Raw genomic sequence first — 17283 nt, 5'->3', positions numbered from 1 at the left:
CGTACGGGCCCGGTACCCCTCGGCGCAGGGGTACCGGGCCCGTACGCGTCGGCGGGTCACCGGCGCACCCGGCCCGGGCTCACGGCGTGAGGACGATCTTCCCGAAGACGTCGCCCTTGGCGATCCGGGCGAACCCCTCCCGGGCCTCGGCCAGCGGCAGCACCGAGTCGATCACCGGCCGGACCCCGGCGGTGGCGCAGAGCGAGAGCAGCCCGGCCAGCTCCTCCTTGCTGCCCATGGTCGAGCCGACCACCTTGAGCTCCAGGAAGAAGATCCGGTTCAGCTCGGCGGCCTTCGGGCTGGGCCCCGAGGTGGCGCCGGAGATGACGATGGTGCCGCCGGGGCGCAGCGACTTCACCGAGTGCGACCAGGTGGCCGCGCCGACCGTCTCCATGACCGCGTCCACCCGCTCGGGCAGCCGGGCGCCGCTCTCGAAGGCGGCGTCGGCACCGAGTGCGACGGCCCGGGCGCGCTTGGCCTCGTCCCGCCCGGTGACCCAGACCCGCAGGCCGGCGGCCTTGCCGAGGACGATCAGCGCGGTCGCCACCCCGCCGCCGGCGCCCTGCACCAGGACGGTGTCACCGGGCCTCACCCCGGCGTTGGTGAAGAGCATCCGGTACGCCGTCAGCCAGGCCGTGGGCAGGCAGGCGGCCTCCTCGAAGGAGAGCTCGGCCGGCTTGGGCAGCAGGTTCCAGGTGGGGACGGCCACCCGCTGGGCGAAGGTGCCCTGGTACCGCTCGGTGAGGATGGAGCGCGGCTCGGCCGGTCCGACCCCGTGACCGGTCTGGCCGATCACCGAGTGGATCACCACCTCGTTGCCGTGCTCGTCGATGCCGGCGGCGTCGCAGCCGAGGATCATCGGCAGCTTCTCGGCGGGCAGGCCGACCCCCCGCAGCGACCAGAGGTCGTGGTGGTTGAGGCTGGCGGCCCGGACCGTGACCACGCTCCACCCGGGGCGCGCCTGCGGTTCGGGGAGTTCGCCCAACTCCAGCCCGCTCAGCGGGTCGTCGGCGTCGATTCGTGCGGCGTAGGCAGCAAACATGATCCGGACGATAGCCGCGACGACGCGGGCCCGGAACCACGCGTCGGTGTGACGCGCGTCCCGGGCCCGAAGCCGTACGGGTGCTCAGCGGCGGGCGACGCCCTCGGCGCGGGCGGCCTCGGCGACGGCCTTGGTGACCGCCGGGGCGACCCGCTCGTCGAACGGGGAGGGGATCACCTTCTGCGGCGTCAGCTCGTCGGCGACCACGCCGGCCAGCGCCTTGGCGGCGGCGAGCTTCATGCCCTCGGTGATCCGGGTGGCCCGGACCTGCAGGGCGCCGGCGAAGATGCCGGGGAAGGCCAGCACGTTGTTGATCTGGTTCGGGAAGTCGCTGCGCCCGGTGGCGACGACCGCCGCGTACTTGTGCGCGACCTCGGGGTGGATCTCCGGGTTCGGGTTGGCCATCGCGAAGATGAACGCGCCCTCGGCCATGGTCGCCACGACGTCCTCCGGCACGGTGCCGCCGGAGACGCCGATGAAGACGTCGGCGCCGGCCAGTGCGTCGGCCAGCGAGCCCTTGACGCCGGTCCGGTTGGTCTGCGCGGCGATCTCGGCCTTGACGTCCGTGAGGTCCTCGCGGCCCTCGTGGACCACGCCGCGGCGGTCGCAGACGGCGACGTCGCCGATGCCGGCGGCCACCAGCATCTTGGCGATGGCGATGCCGGCCGCGCCGGCGCCCGAGATGACGGCGCGCAGCGCGCCGATCTCGCGGCCGGTCACCTTGGCGGCGTTCCAGAGCGCCGCGGTGGTGACGATCGCGGTGCCGTGCTGGTCGTCGTGGAAGATCGGGATGTCCAGGGCGTCCTGGAGCCGGCGCTCGATCTCGAAGCAGCGCGGGGCGGAGATGTCCTCCAGGTTGACGCCGCCGAAGGAGGGCGCCAGGCGGACGACGGTCTCGACGATCTCGTCCACCTCGGTGCAGGCGAGCGCGATCGGGACGGCGTCGACCCCGCCGAACTGCTTGAACAGGATGGCCTTGCCCTCCATGACGGGCAGCGAGGCCTCCGGGCCGATGTCCCCGAGGCCCAGCACGGCGGTACCGTCGGTGACGACGGCCACCGTGTTGGACTTCCAGGTGTAGTCGTTCACCAGCTCGGGCTGCTCGGCGATGGCCGTGCAGACCTTGGCGACACCGGGGGTGTAGGCGAGGGACAGGTCGTCCGCGTCGCGCACCGGGACGGTCGCCCGGATCTCCATCTTGCCGCCGCGGTGGAGTGCGAAAACGGCGTCGACCGGATCGTCGGTTTCCTGAGTGCTGCTGTGGATGATCTCCGCTGCCACGATGACCTCTTCGTCATTGATCAGCGAGGACGAGGCCGACGGGCGGACGACCCGGCGGAAACTCGAAACCGGGTACGCCGAAGCGGACCCGGGGAGAGCGGGGTCGGGGCGCTGCCGTCGGGCCCGCGCCCTCGGGATGAGGGATTTTCTTTCCAGTTGTCTGCGCTGTGCTTCCGGGCTGAGCGTAGGTCGGACGACGGCATCGCACCTATGCCTTTTCGTCCAACGTCATGCGCTTTTTTTCATTGACTGTGTTGCACCTTGACGGCACCTGGCGTCGGAAGCACCTGGCCCCGGTGGCGGCAGTCGTGCGCGCACACGCACCCGCAGGAGTGAACGCAGACACGGAGGGGAGCCGGTGCCCCGGATACGGAGTCCGCGTCGTGGACTTCCGTTCCTGTGCACCCCGAGCCTGTCTCGACTCGGCGGTCTGGGTTCGATCGTCGGGGGTCACCCGGTACCAGATTCTGACACACCCGCCGCCGGGCCTGGCAGGGCGGGATGGGAGGATCCCTTGTTCCGCCATCTCGCGTACACCTCCGCGATGCTGCGGCGACACCACGTCCCTCCCACAGGAGCACCTCATGCACCACCGTGCCCACCCGCGACGAACGGCCACCGCCGCCCTCACCCTGGCAACCGCCGCAGCCCTGCTGCTGACCGGCTGCGGCAGCGGCGGCGCAGACGAGCAGGCCTCGAAGGACCCGGTGCAGATGGTCCGCGCCAAGGTCCCGAAGGCCCAGCGCTCCGCCGGCGTGCTCCGGGTCGGCTCGGACCTCAACTACGCGCCGGTGGACTTCCGCGGTGCCGACGGCAAGCCGGACGGTCTCGACCCGGACATCGCCAACGGCCTCGGCAAGATCCTCGGCCTGCGGATCGAGATCGTCGACACCCCGTTCGACAAGCTGATACCGGACCTGCACGCCAAGCAGTTCGACGTGGCGATGTCCGCGCTGAGCGACATCCGGGCGCGCCGCGAGGGCGTCGACGACGGGGGCAAGCAGACCGACCCGGGCGTCGACTTCGTGGACTACTTCATCGCCGGCTCCTCGATCACCGTCCCGAAGGGCAACCCCAAGGGCATCCACACCCTGGACGACCTCTGCGGCCGGACCGTCGCGGTGCAGCAGGGCACCACCCAGGACGAGATCGTCGCCCGCCAGGTCACGGCCTGCTCCCGGTTGAACAAGCCGCTCACCGTGCACAAGTTCGACAGCGACGCCAAGGCGCTGGCCGAGGTCGCCTCCGGCGCGGCGGTGGCCGGTCTCAACGACTTCCCCGTGGCGGCCTACGCGGCGAAGACGACCGACGGCGGCAACCGCTTCGAGGTCACCGGCGCGCAGTCCAAGTCCAACCCGTACGGGATCGCGCTGCGCAAGAGCGACACCGACCTGCGGGACGCGCTCTCCAAGGCGGTGGACGAGCTGATCCGCAGCGGCGAGTACGACAAGATCCTCGCCAAGTGGAACGTCAGTGCGGGCGCGGCCCAGAACGCCGTGGTGAACGGCGGGATCTGAGCCCCGCGAACCGGGCGGGCCGGGCGGATCCGGGCGGGATCCGGCCCCGGCCCGCGCGGGCGGACCAATCCCCCCGGCTCCTCGGGCGGGCCTCCGGGCGGAGCGCGGGGAGATCTGCATACTTATACGCAGGGTGACAGGGGCACGGTATTCGTCCGAATAGCGGACAGTGTGACCCCTCGTTATCCGATTTTGATCTGAATGAGGGCCACCCGACCGTCATCAGATGGCAGGATTCCCCCCATCTCGGATCGAGCCGGCCACTGGTCGAGGCGGTTCGATCGACGTCCACCTCGGCGGAGGGTGGCGGAAGCAGTCCCTGGCACCACCCTGCGCGCCCCCTGCCCAGGCCATGCACGACCGGCTCTGCCCGTACGACGACGTACAGCGAAATACCACCCGTACAGCGCCGTACGGCCTGCTGTCCCGGTGTGCCGCTCCCCCGCGGCGCGCTCCGCCCGACCTCTCCCTCAGGAGGAGATCCCCCTCATGACCGCCCGTACCCAGCGCACCCGCCTCCTCGCGGCCGGCGCGGTAGTCGCGTCCGTCTCCCTCGTCCTGACCGCCTGCGGCAGCAGCAAGTCCTCCTCCGGCGCCTCCGGCTCCGCGACCGGCACCGTGCCCGCGGTCAGCGCCGACCCGTCGCTCGCCGCGCTGGTGCCGGCCGACGCCAAGTCCGCCGGCAAGCTGGTCGTCGCCGCCGACGCCTCGTACGCGCCCAACGAGTTCCAGGACGCCTCGGGCAAGATCATCGGCATGGACGTGGACCTGGCCAACGCCATCGGCCAGAAGCTGGGCCTGGCCGTCGACGTCCAGAACTCGCCGTTCACCGCGATCATTCCGGGCATCGCGGCCAACAAGTTCCAGCTGGGCATGAGCTCCTTCACCGACACCAAGGAGCGCGAGGCCACCGTCGACATGGTGACCTACTTCCTGGCGGGCACCAGCGCGGCGGTCAAGAAGGGCAACCCGGACAACATCGACATCAACAACCTGTGCGGCAAGAAGGTCGCCGTCCAGACCGGCACCACCCAGGCCGACTCCATCAAGGACGTCATCAACCCGGCCTGCGTCGCGGCCGGCAAGCCCCCGGTGCCGAACGACGGCGACAAGTTCGACCTGCAGACCGACGTGACCCAGGCCGTGGTCTCCGGCCGCGACCAGGTCATGCTGGCCGACTCCCCGGTCATCGACTACGCGATCAAGCAGACCAACGGCCAGCTGCAGCAGCTCGGCTCGGTCGAGGGCAAGGCCCCCTACGGCATCGTGCTGGCCAAGGGCGCCGCGCTCACCCCGGCCGTCCAGGGCGCCGTCCAGTCGCTGATGAACGACGGGACCTACAAGGCGATCCTGGACAAGTGGGGCGTCCAGGCCGGGGCGATCGACAAGTCGGTCGTCAACGGCGCCACCAGCTGACCCCTCACCAGTTCCCCACCCCCCTGAGGCCACTGTGAACACTTCCGATCAGGGGAAGGTGAGCCCGGGACGGCCTGAGTCCTTCAAGGCCGTCCCGGTCCGCCACCCCGGCCGGTGGGCGGGAGCCGTCGTCGTCGCGGTCCTCGCGGCGATGCTGCTCCACGCCCTGATCTTCAATCCCGCGTTCCAGTGGGATGTCGTCAACACCTACCTCTTCGACTCCAGCATCCTGCACGGCCTCGGCGTCACCCTGGAGCTCACCGCGCTCTCGATGGTGATGGGTGTGGTCGGCGGCATCATCCTCGCGGTGATGCGGCTGTCGCCGAACCCGCTGCTGTCCGGCACCGCCTGGTTCTACATCTGGATCTTCCGCGGCACCCCCGTGCTGGTCCAGCTGGTCTTCTGGAACTTCCTGGGCGCGCTCTGGCCGACGCTGTCGATCGGCATCCCGTTCGGGCCGGAGTTCTGGTCCGAGTCGACCAACAAGCTGATCCCCGTCTTCACGGCGGCCCTGCTCGGCCTCGGCCTCAACGAGGCCGCCTACATGGCGGAGATCGTCCGCGGCGGCATCCAGTCGGTGGACGAGGGGCAGTCCGAGGCCTCTCACGCGCTCGGCATGAGCCGCTTCGCGACCATGCGCCGGATCATCCTGCCGCAGGCCATGCGGGTGATCATCCCGCCGACCGGCAACGAGACCATCTCGATGCTCAAGACCACCTCCCTGGTCAGCGTCATCGCCCTGGAGGAGCTCTTCCGGGCCGGGCAGAACATCTACTCCCGCACCTTCCAGACCATCCCGCTGCTGATCACCGTCAGCCTCTGGTACCTCTTCCTGACCTCCGTGCTGACCATCGGCCAGTACTACGTCGAGCGGCACTACGCTCGAGGTACCACCCGGACGCTGCCGCCGACGCCGATCGAGCGACTGCGCCGGCTGTTCGCGGGCAAGCCCGTCCCGAAGGCCAAGAACGACGTGGTCCCGGGGATCGAGGGAGGTAGCCACCAATGACCGACCTGAGCAAGCCCCCGGTCCCCGGGCACCCGATGGTGCAGGCCGAGGGCGTTCGCAAGTCGTACGGCCTCGTCGAGGTGCTCAAGGGCATCGACCTTGAGGTCAAGCAGAACGAGGTGTTCGTCCTCGTCGGGCCGTCCGGCTCCGGCAAGTCGACCTTCCTGAGGTGCATCAACCACCTGGAGAAGATCAACGGCGGGCTGCTGTCCGTCGACGGCGAGCTGGTCGGCTACCGGCGCAAGGGCGACAAGCTCTACGAGCTCAAGGACCGCGAGGTCGCCCTCAAGCGCCGCGACATCGGCATGGTCTTCCAGCGCTTCAACCTGTTCCCGCACATGACCGCCATAGAGAACATCACCGAGGCTCCGGTGCAGGTCAAGGGCGAGAGCAAGGCGGACGCGCGGGAGCGCGGCATGGCCCTGCTGGAGCGCGTGGGCCTCGCCGAGAAGGCGAAGAGCTACCCGTCCCAGCTCTCCGGCGGCCAGCAGCAGCGCGTCGCGATCGCCCGCGCGCTGGCCATGAAGCCCAAGCTGATGCTCTTCGACGAGCCCACCTCGGCGCTCGACCCGGAGCTGGTCGGCGAGGTGCTGGACGTCATGCGCGGCCTCGCCGAGGAGGGCATGACGATGATCGTGGTCACCCACGAGATGGGCTTCGCCCGCGAGGTCGGCGACGCCCTGGTGTTCATGGACGGCGGTGTGGTGGTCGAGTCCGGCAGCCCGCGCGACGTCCTCACCGACCCGCAGCACGAGCGCACCCGCGCTTTCCTGTCCAAGGTGCTCTGAGCGCACCTCCAGTCGGCGCCCGGCAGGCCCGTCCTGCCGGGCGCCGACGTTTTCCCCATCCGGGTAATAGGCTGGAAGCATTCAGCCCGTTACCGACTCTGGAAGGACCACCGTGGAGCTCGCCTCGTACGCCGATCTGGCCGTCCGGCTGGTGAACACCGAGGAGCCCGAGCGCGGCACCGATTCGCTGACCTCGGTGGACGCGGTGCGCGCACTGTTCGCGGACTCGTCACGGGCCGCCGGGCTCGCCGACGAGTCGGACCTGCCCCGGCTGCGGGCCGTCCGCACCCGGCTGCGCGGGGTGTTCGAGGCCGCCGCCGAGGGCGACGAGGTCCGCGGCGTCGACCTGCTGAACAGCCTGCTGATGGAGTACCCGGTCAGCCCGCTGGTCTCCGGGCACGACTACCTGGACGACGCCGGGCGGCCGCGCTGGCACCTGCACCTCGCCGAGAACTCGCCGACCGCCACCGCGCACTTCAGCGCCGTCGCCTGCATGGGACTGGCGGTCCACCTGACCGAGCTGGGCGCCGACCGGCTCGGCATCTGCCAGGCCGCGCCCTGCCGCAACGCCTACCTGGACACCTCCACCAACCGCTCGCGGCGGTACTGCTCCGACCGCTGCGCCACCCGCGCCAACGTCGCCGCGTACCGGGCCCGCAAGCGGCAGGAGGCTCAGGACGCGGCGACGCTCGCCGGACAGGGCTAGCCGCGGGCCGGCCCCGAAGCTAGAGGGCGTCCGGATCGGCCCAGACGCCGAGCCGGCGCGCCAACCCCGGCACCCGGGCCAGCGGGGCGGCGAGCAGCAGCCGCTCCAGCCGTGGGCCCGGGGCCAGCCAGGCCGGGCGCGGGCGCAGCCGCAGCAGCACCCGGCCGAGCACCAGCTCGTCCGGGACGGCGCCGTAGCTGCGGCTGTCACTGTCGACCGGCCGGTTGTCGGAGAGCAGCCACCAGCCCTGCGGGCGCCGCTCGGCGGCCCGCTTCACCACCAGCAGGTTCTGCTGGAAGGGGTGGCGGAAGACCACCACCGCGCCGGGCCGGATCCGGGCGCCGTAACGGACCAGCAGCTGGTCGCCCTCGCGCAGGGTCGGCACCATCGAGGGCCCCGCCACGTCGATCAGCCCGAACGGTGCGCCACCCCCCGGGGTGCCGCCCTCCGGTTCCGCCATCCGCGCCACGACTCCTCCTCCCGGCCCGCCCGGTCCCAGTCTGCCGTACGGACCGTCACCCGCCGATGTCCGGATTGGCCCGTTTCCGGCTCCGCCTTTTGCCCTAGGCCCACCGCCCGATCGCGAAACCCCGAGGCCGGAAGGGTAATCTCAGCCGCGGGAAGACGATCTAAGGAAGGACTCCCATGTTCTCTCGTCTGTTTGCACCGCGCGCCACCGCCCACGCCCACTGCGACCTGCCCTGCGGCGTGTACGACCCCGCTCAGGCCCGGATCGAGGCCGAGTCGGTGAAGGGCACCCAGGAGAAGTACCAGGCCAACGAGGACCCGGCGTTCCGCACCCGTGCCCTGATCATCAAGGAGCAGCGCGCCGAGGCGGTCAAGCACCACATCTCCGTGCTGTGGAGCGACTACTTCAAGGCCCCGCACTTCGAGAAGTACCCGCAGCTGCACCAGCTGATCAACGACACCCTGAAGGCCGCCTCGGCCGCCAAGGCGTCGACGGACCCGGCCACCGGCCAGGCCCTGCTCGACCTCATCGCCGAGGTCGACAAGATCTTCTGGGAGACCAAGCAGGCCTGATCCCCGGTCAGCCTCCGCCGCCCGCCCCCGTCCGCACCGCCGGACGGGGGCGGTCGCGTTTCCCGGCCCGCCCCGCCCCTGACCGACCTGGGCCCGGCCCGGACCCAGGCGGGTAAGGGTTGCCTCGCCTAACTGCCTGTTATGCTGCCAGGGCGTCCCGCGGGGGAAGCCGGTGCGAATCCGGCGCTGACCCGCAACGGTAAGCGGAGCCCCGTGCCCGCGAGCCCGATCGCCCCGGGACGCTGACCTCCCGACAACTCGCCGCGGACTGCGAGGGGATGGCGCTCCGGCATCCCCTGCGGCCCCGGCGCGCCGCCCCGCGACGCCCGCGGCCCGAGGCGAAGGCACGCCCCCGTGAGCGAGCGAACGACCGAGCGGTGCACGAGGGCGGACGCCCCTGCCGGGCGGACCGGGGCGGGCGCGTGAGCACCGCCGCGACCCCCGCACCGGCCCCCGCAGCGCCCCCCGACGGAACGCCCCCGGCCCCCGCCGTCCGCCGAATACCCGTCACCGCCACCGCCACCGCCCTGACCGTGGCACTGCTGCTCTCGCTGCTCTGCGGGGTCGCCCTGGGCTCCTCCGGGCTCGCCTGGTCACAGGTGCTGCGCCTGCTCGGCGCCGGGCTGACGGGTGGCCGGCTGGACGCCGACGAGGCCGCCGCCTACGCGATCGTCTGGGAGATCCGGCTCCCGCGCACCGTGCTGGCCGCCGTGGTCGGCGCCGGGCTCGCGGCCACCGGGGTCGCCGTACAGGCGATGGTCCGCAACGCGCTGGCCGACCCGTTCGTCCTCGGCATCTCCTCCGGCGCGGCGGTCGGCGCCAACGCGGTGCTCCTCCTCGGTGCCTTCGCCTCGCTCGGGGTCTGGGCGATCTCGGTCTCCGCGTTCGGCGGGGCGCTGCTGGCCATGGTGCTGGTGTACGCCGCCGCCCGGACGGCCTTCGGCCTCACCCCGCTGCGGCTGGTGCTCACCGGCACCGCGATGTCCTACGGCTTCTCGGCGGTGACGGCCCTGATGGTGTTCGCCGCCGCCCGCGGCGAGGCGGCCCGCAGCGCGATGATGTGGCTGCTCGGCAGCCTCGGCGGGGCCACCTGGGGATCGGTGCCCATCGTGGCCGTCACCGTGCTGGCCGGCCTGGCCCACCTGGCCTGCTCCGCCGGGCGGTTGGACGCGCTCGCGATGGGCGACGAGACGGCCGCCTCGCTCGGCGTCGACGGCGACCGGCTGCGCCGCGAGCTCTTCGTGGTGACGGCGGCGGTCACCGGCACCGTGGTCGCGGCCAGCGGGGCGATCGGCTTCGTCGGGCTGATGGTGCCCCACCTGACCCGGATGCTGGTCGGGGCCGGGCACCGCCGGGTGCTGCTGGTCGCCCCGCTCGCCGGCGCGCTGCTGCTGGTCTGGGTGGACATCGTCTCGCGCACCCTGCTGGCCCCGACCGAACTGCCGGTCGGGGTGGTCACCGCGGTGCTCGGGGTGCCCTGCTTCCTGCTGCTCATGCGCCGTCGCGGCTACACCTTCGGAGGCCGCTGATGGACCTCGACCTCGACGACGTCTCGGCCGGTCCGGCCGGCACCCGGCTGGTCCGCGACATCACGCTGCACGCCGCCGCCGGGCAGGTGGTCGGCCTGGTCGGGCCGAACGGCAGCGGCAAGTCCACCCTGCTGCGCTGCGTCTACCGGGCGCTGCGGCCGGCCGCCGGCGCCGTCCGACTGGACGGCGCGGACCTGTACGCGCTGGCCCCGCGCGAGGCCGCCCGGCGGGTGGCCGCGCTACCCCAGGAGCACTCCGCCGAGTTCGACTTCACGGTGGCCGAGGTGGTCGGCATGGGCCGGCTGCCGCACCGCGGCGGCTTCGCCCGCCCCGCCGACGGGGACGACGCGCGGTGCGCCGCCGCGCTGCACCGGGTGGGCGCCGGGCATCTGGCGCAGCGCGGCTTCCTGAGCCTGTCCGGCGGCGAGAAGCAGCGGGTGCTGATCGCCCGCGCACTGGTCCAGGAGCCCCGGCTGCTGGTGCTGGACGAGCCCACCAACCACCTGGACATCGCCCACCAGCTGGAGGTGCTGGCGCTGGTCCGGGAGGCCGGGCCGACGGTGCTCACCGCGCTGCACGACCTCAACCTGGCGGCCGGCCACTGCGACCTGCTGTACGTCATCGCGGCCGGCCGGATCGTCACCTCCGGGGCACCCGCCGAGGTGCTCCGGCCCGCGCTGCTGGCCGAGGTGTTCGGCGTCCGCGCGACCCCGCTGCGGCACCCGGACACCGGTGCCGTCCAGCTGCTCTTCGACCGACTCCGCTGACCCGACCTCCGAGGATCCCCCGTGCGTACCAAGGCCGTTGCCCCCGCCGCCCTGCTCACCCTCGCGCTGACCGCCTGCGGCGCCGAGATCGCCCCCGCCGGGGACGCCGCCACCGGGGCGGCGGCCGCCGGCCAGGCCCACTACCCGGTGACCGTGGACAACTGCGGCACCAAGGTCACCTACCGGCAGAAGCCGGCCCGGGCGGTGAGCAACGACGTCGGCATCACCGAGCTGCTGCTGGCGCTCGGCGTCGCCGACCGGATGGCCGGCTACGTGATGCCCGACGACAAGGGCCGGGTCGACCAGGTGGCCTGGAAGGACGGCTACCAGCAGACGAAGTGGCTCTCCAAGCAGCAGATCACCAAGGAGATCGTGCTGGAGGCCGGGGCCGACCTGGTCTTCGCCGGCTGGCACTACGGCTTCAGCGAGGCCGACGGCTTCACCCCGCAGGCGCTGGCCGGCCTCGGCATCGGCTCCTACGTGCTCACCGAGTCCTGCCGCAGCGGCAAGGGCCAGGAGCGCGGCGTGATGTCCCCGCTGGACGCGCTCTACACCGACCTGGCCAACCTGGGCGAGATCTTCGACGTCCGCGACCGGGCCGACCGGCTGATCGACGGGTTCAGGGCGCAGGTCGCGGCCGTGCCGCAGCCCGAGCGCCGGCCGCGGGTCTTCCTCTACGACAGCGGCGAGGACAAGCCGTACACCTCGGGGAGGTTCGCCGCGCCGGAGGAGATCATCGCCAAGGCCGGCGGGACCAACGTGATGGGCGACATCGCCGACTCCTGGACGACCGTCGGCTGGGAGAGCGTCGTGCAGCGCGACCCCGAGGTGATCGTGATCAACAACTACGGCGCCCCCGACGCCGGGGCGAAGGCGAGGTTCCTGAAGTCCTTCCCGCCGCTCGCGGGCGTCTCCGCGGTCCGCAACGACCGGATCTTCGTCCTGGACTACGTCGACCTGGTGGAGAGCCCGCGCAACCCGGCCGCGATCACCGCCCTCGCGGCGTACCTGCGCGGCGTCACGGCCGGCTGAGGACGGCCACGGGACACCGCCGGGCGGCGGCGCCCGGCGGGCGTAGGCTCGGAGGTACGAGCCGACGGAACCGACCGGAGGAGCGAAAGATGACCACCATGGCCGCGTCGTCCGCCTTCGACACCGCGGCGCTGCGCGAGGGCATCGAGCGCGCCGACGCCGACGCCCTGCTGGCGCTGTACGCGGACGACGCCGAACTGCGCATGGTCGACCGCAAGACCCAGCCCAGCCACCCCCTGGTGATGCACGGCCGGGACGAGATCGGCGCGATGCTGGCCGACGTCTACGGCCGGGAGATGACCCACCGGCTGGAGCAGGTGGTGCTCCAGGACGACCACGTGGCCTTCCTGGAGTCCTGCCGGTACCCCGACGGTGTCCGGGTGCTGGTCAGCTCGGTGGCCGACCTGCGGGACGGCCGCATCGTCGACCAGACCTCGATCCAGGCCTGGGACGAGAACGAGCAGTCCAAGTAGGCTCGTAGCATGATCCGCACAGCACTGGTCACCGATGTCCCGGTCATCCACGCCATGATCCGCGAGCTCGCGGAGTACGAGAAGGCCCTCGACGAGGCGGTGGCCACCGAGGAACAGCTGCGCGACGCGCTGTTCGGCGCCAACCCGGCGCTGTTCGGCCTGATCGCCGAGGACGACACCACCGGCGAGCCGGTCGGCTTCGCGGTCTGGTTCCTCAACTTCTCGACCTGGCGCGGGACTCACGGGATCTACCTGGAGGACCTCTACGTCCGCCCGGAGGCCCGTGGCGGCGGCCACGGCAAGGCGCTGCTGCTGGAGCTGGCGCGGATCGCCGTCGAGCGCGGCTACTCGCGGGTGGAGTGGTCGGTGCTGGACTGGAACGAGCCCTCGATCAACTTCTACAAGTCGCTCGGCGCGGTGCCGATGCACGGCTGGAGCGTCTTCCGGCTGACCGACGAGGCGCTCACCGCCGTCGGCACCCGCTGACCCCCGGGGCGCACGTCCGGGAGTCCGGCCGTGGATCCGGCCGCCGATTCCGGACGTTGGCGCCAGGCCGCTGACACCCTGTGTCGCGAGGGCCTACCATGAGTGACTCCCGCACCGGGGACAAAAGCGGTAACGTCTCGTGCGGATGCGCGGCGTCCGGCCACCCTCGGAGGGGTATGACCGGTACGTACCGCACCACCCCTCTGGACAGTTGGGGCGAAGCAGTTGAGCCAAGCAACAGACAGTGCCGCGGCCACCGGCCCGGAAGCACAGCGCGTCACCCAGGAGGTGAGGGTGTCCCAGATCGACGGCGAGCCCGGAGTGCAGGACTTCGTGGAGGTCCGGCTGCCCGCGGCGGGGGCCTACCTCTCGGTGCTGCGAACAGCGACGGCGGGGCTGGCGGCCCGGCTGGACTTCACGCTGGACGAGATCGAGGACCTCCGCATCGCGGTGGACGAGGCGTGCGCCATCCTGCTCCAGCAGGCGGTGCCCGGCTCGGTCCTCTCCTGCGAGTTCCGGCTGGTGGGCGACTCGCTGAAGGTCATCGTCTCCGCCCCGACCACGGACGGCCGGGCCCCGGAGCGGGACACCTTCGCCTGGACGGTGCTCTCCGCGCTGGCCGGCGAGGTGGAATCCTCCGTCGGCGAGGACAAGACCGTGTCGATCAGCCTGCACAAGAAGCGCGGCGGGTCCGCCGCCCATTAGGTCCGCCACAGCAGCACCGAACAAGGGCCGTCCGCCCGGCACCCCACCCGGGCCGGCGGGCGGCTCCCGGTACCGCCCTACACGCGGTACGACCGACATGACGGAACCGGGACCGCCCCAAGGTCCCGGTGCTCCCGGAACGGAACGGGGGAATGGCCGTGAGTGATCTGGACCGTACCGGCCTCGCGACGGCGGGCCCTGCCGTACCGACCCAGGCGAGCGTTCCCGGCCTCGCCTCCAACGACGAAGCGCACCCGAAGGACGCCCACCGGATGAGCCAGCCGACCGAGCCGACGTCCGACCCGTCGCAGACGCCCCCGCCCCCGCCGTCCCCCGAGGACCAGGCGGCCGGCGAGGCGCTGCGCGGTGCGGTGCCGGCCCAGGCCCCGCACCGATCGGGTGCGCCGGACCGCGAGGCGGCCCGGGCACTGTTCGTCCGGCTGTCCGCGCTGCCCGAGGGCTCCCCGGAGCGCGTCGAGCTGCGCAACCAGCTGGTGCGCATGCACATCCCGCTGGTCGAGCACCTGGCCCGGCGGTTCCGCAACCGCGGCGAGCCGCTGGACGACCTGACCCAGGTCGCCACCATCGGGCTGATCAAGTCGGTGGACCGGTTCGACCACGAGCGCGGGGTCGAGTTCTCCACCTACGCGACGCCGACCATCGTCGGCGAGATCAAGCGGCACTTCCGCGACAAGGGCTGGGCGGTCCGGGTCCCGCGCCGGCTCCAGGAGCTGCGGCTGTCGCTGACCACGGCGACCAGCGAGCTCTCCCAGCGGCACGGCCGCTCCCCCACGGTGCACGAGCTGGCGGAACACCTGGGGATCTCCGAGGAGGACGTCCTGGAGGGCCTGGAGTCCGCCAACGCGTACTCCACGCTGTCGCTGGACGTGCCGGACAGCGACGACGAGTCGCCGGCCGTCGCGGACACCCTGGGCGCCACCGACGAGGCGCTGGAGGGCGTCGAGTACCGCGAGTCCCTCAAACCGCTGCTGGCCCAACTCCCGCCCCGGGAGCAGAAGATCCTGGTGCTGCGGTTCTTCCGGAACATGACGCAGTCCCAGATCGCCGCCGAGGTGGGCATCTCACAGATGCACGTCTCCCGGCTGCTCGCCCGCACGCTGGCCCAGCTGCGGGAGAAGCTCCTGGTGGAGGAGTAGGACCGACGGCCGCCCGGGCGGCCGTCCCCGGCCCCGGCCCTCTGTGCTCAGCCCTCGTGCGGAGCGTAGAGGGCCGTCGTCGACTTCGGGCTGAGCAGGGCGCCGATGCCGGCCAGCCCGAGCAGGCCGACCAGGGTGCCCACCCCGATCATCACGCCGCCGCTCTTCAGCATGTAGTACGCGACCGGCAGGCAGAGCGAGTTGGTCAGCACCGCCGGGCTGCGGCCCCAGCGCCGGCCCCGGAGCAGCGCGCGGGAGGCGAGCAGCGGCAGCACGCCGAGCAGCACGATCACCAGGCCGCCGAACTCGTTGAGGGCGAGCTGCTTGGACTGGCCGGACAGCGCGGCCACCATGTCCCAGACGCCGGTGACGGCCAGCGCGGCGCCCTCCAGGGCGGTGATGGCGGCGCCCACGGTCAGGGCCGTCGGCCGCCCGGAGCCGGGCACGGGTGCGGGTGCGGAGGATTCTGCGGTCACTCCAGCAGGGTAGCCGCCGGTTGGTCCGTACCGACCCGTAGGCTGAGCACATGCGCGCTCTCCTGGTCGTCAACCCGAAAGCGACCACCACCAGTGGCCGCACCAGGGATGTCCTGATCCACGCCCTGCGCAGCGACCTCAAGCTGGAGGTGGCGCAGACGGAGTACCGCGGCCACGCCCGCGACCTGGCCCGCGAGGCGGCCGAGGACGGCACCGTCGACCTGGTGGTGGCACTCGGCGGCGACGGCACGGTCAACGAGGTCGTCAACGGACTCCTGGCGCACGGCCCGGGCGAGAAGCTCCCCCGGCTGGCCGTGGTGCCCGGCGGGTCGACCAACGTGTTCGCCCGCGCGCTGGGCCTGCCCAACGACCCGGTGGAGGCCACCGGCGCCCTGCTGGACGCCCTGGACAACCGCCGCGAGCGGCCGATCGGCCTGGGCAAGGCGATGACCGAGGGACTGCCGGACCGGTGGTTCACCTTCACGGCCGGCCTGGGCTTCGACGCCGGTGTGGTCGGGCGGGTGGAGGAGCAGCGCAGAGCGGGGCGCAAGTCCACCCACGCGCTCTACGTCGGGCAGGCGCTCCGGCACTACATCACCCAGCGTGAGCAGCGCCGGTCGGGCCCGGTCACCCTGCAACTGCCGGGCCGCGAGCCCGTGCCGGGCCTGGTGATGGCCATAGTCAGCAACACGTCGCCGTGGACGTTCCTGGGCAACCGCCCCGTCTACCCCTCGCCGCTCGCCTCCTTCGACACGGACCTCGACGTCTTCGGCATCACCCGGATGACGGCGTTCGGCACGGCTCGAACGGTCCGTCAGATCCTGCGGTCGCACAGCCCTTCGAGCGATGGCACGGCACCTGCCGGCCCGTCCGGCAAGCACGTCGTCTCCTATCACGACGCCCGCCACTTCACCTTGGTTTCACAGGAACCGGCCCCATTCCAGGTCGATGGGGACCACCTTGGAGACAGGAGTCGCGTCAGTTTCACAGGCGTACGGCGGGCACTGCGTGTGATTGTGTGACCGGAAGAGGGGTTCACCCTTCTTCTCGAACGCACAAGCCCCCTTCACTCCATAGAAGTACTGGCTGTGAGCTAGGCGACACCGAAGAATCAAAAATTCCTCCCTGAAGGGGGTTGTATCCGGGCCCGAGGTTTGCGAACCTCTACATGGCGATCGGGACACATCGCAGCGACGGCAACCTCAGACCCTGACGGGGGCCGACCGCGGAGTGTCCCTCGAATCGCCGAATCCCTCCCCAGCACAGACCACCCGGGCCCGGCGGGCCTTTGGTCTCTTTTGCTGTTGCGGGATTCGTGAAAGCGTTCACATTCACAAGCCATCGATTGTGCCGACCGGGCAACCCCCGCGGCAGGAGGAGTTGGACGACCATGGACTGGCGCCACCGCGCTGTCTGCCGCGAAGAGGACCCGGAGCTGTTCTTCCCGATCGGGAACACCGGTCCTGCTCTGCTGCAGATCGAGGAAGCCAAGGCCGTGTGCCGCCGTTGTCCGGTCATGGAGCAGTGCCTGCAGTGGGCGCTCGAGACCGGCCAGGACGCCGGCGTCTGGGGCGGTATGAGCGAGGACGAGCGTCGCGCGATGAAGCGCCGTGCCGCCCGCAACCGCGCCCGCACCGCCTGATCACACGCCGTAGCACCAGCAGTGACCGCAGTGCCGATCAACACATGATCAAGGGCTTCCCTGCACTTCCTGGTGAAGCCTTCCGCACAAAGGACCTTGCTCGACACGGTCCCGCGACACCGAGCCGCCCAGGCACTTGATACTGTTCACGGAGAGCAATATTGTGGAGCTGAGGCGCTCACCGTGTGCAACGCACCGGTGAGGTGTCGCACCACC

At 71.6% G+C, this 17283-nt stretch carries 19 protein-coding genes and 1 riboswitch; of the genes, 15 read left to right on the top strand and 4 right to left on the bottom strand.

Going from position 1 to position 17283, the window contains the following annotated elements; genetic code table 11:
• Nucleotides 1–79 precede the first annotated feature (79 nt).
• Nucleotides 80–1042: a zinc-binding dehydrogenase gene (locus ACFC1F_RS01625; protein WP_209411236.1), complete on the bottom strand. Its 963-nt coding sequence runs from the start codon at nt 1040–1042 to the stop codon at nt 80–82.
• 84 nt (nt 1043–1126) lie between these two features.
• Nucleotides 1127–2323 (bottom strand): NADP-dependent malic enzyme, encoded by a 1197-nt coding sequence (locus ACFC1F_RS01620; protein ID WP_209411235.1) that lies wholly within the window; start codon nt 2321–2323, stop codon nt 1127–1129.
• Between the two features lie 584 nt (nt 2324–2907).
• Here ACFC1F_RS01620 and ACFC1F_RS01615 point away from each other — a divergent pair.
• From ACFC1F_RS01615 to ACFC1F_RS01595, 5 genes are all read left to right on the top strand, one after another.
• Nucleotides 2908–3840 (top strand): ABC transporter substrate-binding protein, encoded by a 933-nt coding sequence (locus tag ACFC1F_RS01615; protein ID WP_209411234.1) that lies wholly within the window; start codon nt 2908–2910, stop codon nt 3838–3840.
• A 489-nt stretch (nt 3841–4329) separates the two neighbouring features.
• Complete coding sequence (locus tag ACFC1F_RS01610) at nt 4330–5256, top strand: ABC transporter substrate-binding protein (protein WP_209411233.1); 927 nt, start codon at nt 4330–4332, stop codon at nt 5254–5256.
• 58 nt (nt 5257–5314) lie between these two features.
• Complete coding sequence (locus ACFC1F_RS01605) at nt 5315–6265, top strand: amino acid ABC transporter permease (RefSeq protein ID WP_376154903.1); 951 nt, start codon at nt 5315–5317, stop codon at nt 6263–6265.
• Nucleotides 6262–7053, top strand: coding sequence for an amino acid ABC transporter ATP-binding protein (locus tag ACFC1F_RS01600; RefSeq protein WP_376154901.1), 792 nt, complete (start codon nt 6262–6264; stop codon nt 7051–7053). The genes ACFC1F_RS01605 and ACFC1F_RS01600 overlap by 4 nt, the downstream gene beginning before the upstream one ends.
• Before the next feature lie 112 nt (nt 7054–7165).
• Entirely contained in the window at nt 7166–7759 is a 594-nt protein-coding gene (locus tag ACFC1F_RS01595) for a CGNR zinc finger domain-containing protein (RefSeq protein ID WP_376154899.1), read from the top strand.
• 19 nt (nt 7760–7778) lie between these two features.
• Here the strand turns inward: ACFC1F_RS01595 and sodX are convergent, their stop codons facing one another.
• The gene (sodX, locus tag ACFC1F_RS01590) at nt 7779–8219 is read right to left on the bottom strand and encodes a nickel-type superoxide dismutase maturation protease (RefSeq protein ID WP_209411231.1); all 441 of its coding nucleotides are present in this window, start codon (nt 8217–8219) and stop codon (nt 7779–7781) included.
• Between the two features lie 185 nt (nt 8220–8404).
• Between sodX and sodN the strand changes: the two genes are divergently transcribed.
• The 8 genes from sodN to ACFC1F_RS01550 all read left to right on the top strand — a co-directional run bounded on the left by sodN (nt 8405) and on the right by ACFC1F_RS01550 (nt 14949).
• Nucleotides 8405–8800, top strand: coding sequence for a superoxide dismutase, Ni (gene sodN, locus ACFC1F_RS01585; protein WP_063347853.1), 396 nt, complete (start codon nt 8405–8407; stop codon nt 8798–8800).
• A 133-nt stretch (nt 8801–8933) separates the two neighbouring features.
• Nucleotides 8934–9052, top strand: a riboswitch (cobalamin riboswitch).
• A gap of 170 nt (nt 9053–9222) precedes the next feature.
• Nucleotides 9223–10329, top strand: coding sequence for a FecCD family ABC transporter permease (locus tag ACFC1F_RS01580; RefSeq protein ID WP_376154898.1), 1107 nt, complete (start codon nt 9223–9225; stop codon nt 10327–10329).
• Entirely contained in the window at nt 10329–11096 is a 768-nt protein-coding gene (locus ACFC1F_RS01575; RefSeq protein ID WP_376154897.1) for an ABC transporter ATP-binding protein, read from the top strand. Before ACFC1F_RS01580 ends, ACFC1F_RS01575 begins: the two co-directional genes overlap by 1 nt.
• 21 nt (nt 11097–11117) lie before the next feature.
• Nucleotides 11118–12128, top strand: a complete 1011-nt coding sequence (locus ACFC1F_RS01570; protein WP_376154896.1) for an ABC transporter substrate-binding protein — start codon at nt 11118–11120, stop codon at nt 12126–12128.
• A gap of 89 nt (nt 12129–12217) precedes the next feature.
• Nucleotides 12218–12601, top strand: coding sequence for a nuclear transport factor 2 family protein (locus ACFC1F_RS01565; RefSeq protein WP_376154894.1), 384 nt, complete (start codon nt 12218–12220; stop codon nt 12599–12601).
• Between the two features lie 9 nt (nt 12602–12610).
• Nucleotides 12611–13087 (top strand): GNAT family N-acetyltransferase, encoded by a 477-nt coding sequence (locus tag ACFC1F_RS01560; protein WP_376154892.1) that lies wholly within the window; start codon nt 12611–12613, stop codon nt 13085–13087.
• Nucleotides 13088–13381: 294 nt separating this feature from the next.
• On the top strand, nt 13382–13792 hold the full coding sequence (locus ACFC1F_RS01555; protein WP_209411225.1) for an anti-sigma regulatory factor: 411 nt from the start codon (nt 13382–13384) through the stop codon (nt 13790–13792).
• A 152-nt stretch (nt 13793–13944) separates the two neighbouring features.
• The gene (locus ACFC1F_RS01550; RefSeq protein WP_209411224.1) at nt 13945–14949 is read left to right on the top strand and encodes an RNA polymerase sigma factor SigF; all 1005 of its coding nucleotides are present in this window, start codon (nt 13945–13947) and stop codon (nt 14947–14949) included.
• A gap of 47 nt (nt 14950–14996) precedes the next feature.
• Here the strand turns inward: ACFC1F_RS01550 and ACFC1F_RS01545 are convergent, their stop codons facing one another.
• The gene (locus ACFC1F_RS01545) at nt 14997–15425 is read right to left on the bottom strand and encodes a hypothetical protein (protein ID WP_209411223.1); all 429 of its coding nucleotides are present in this window, start codon (nt 15423–15425) and stop codon (nt 14997–14999) included.
• 50 nt (nt 15426–15475) lie between these two features.
• Here ACFC1F_RS01545 and ACFC1F_RS01540 point away from each other — a divergent pair, with 50 nt between their 5' ends.
• The gene (locus ACFC1F_RS01540) at nt 15476–16447 is read left to right on the top strand and encodes a diacylglycerol kinase family protein (protein ID WP_209411222.1); all 972 of its coding nucleotides are present in this window, start codon (nt 15476–15478) and stop codon (nt 16445–16447) included.
• 368 nt (nt 16448–16815) lie between these two features.
• Nucleotides 16816–17067 carry a WhiB family transcriptional regulator gene (locus ACFC1F_RS01535; protein ID WP_014138019.1) on the top strand — a complete coding sequence of 84 codons (252 nt, stop codon included), beginning with the start codon at nt 16816–16818 and terminating at the stop codon, nt 17065–17067.
• Nucleotides 17068–17283: the final 216 nt, after the last annotated feature.

This window comes from Kitasatospora sp. NPDC056181 (assembly GCF_042266225.1).
In the GTDB taxonomy this organism is placed as follows: Bacteria; Actinomycetota; Actinomycetes; order Streptomycetales; family Streptomycetaceae; genus Kitasatospora.
Note: the sequence above shows the minus strand (reverse complement) of the source record. Positions and strands in the feature narration are given on the sequence as shown.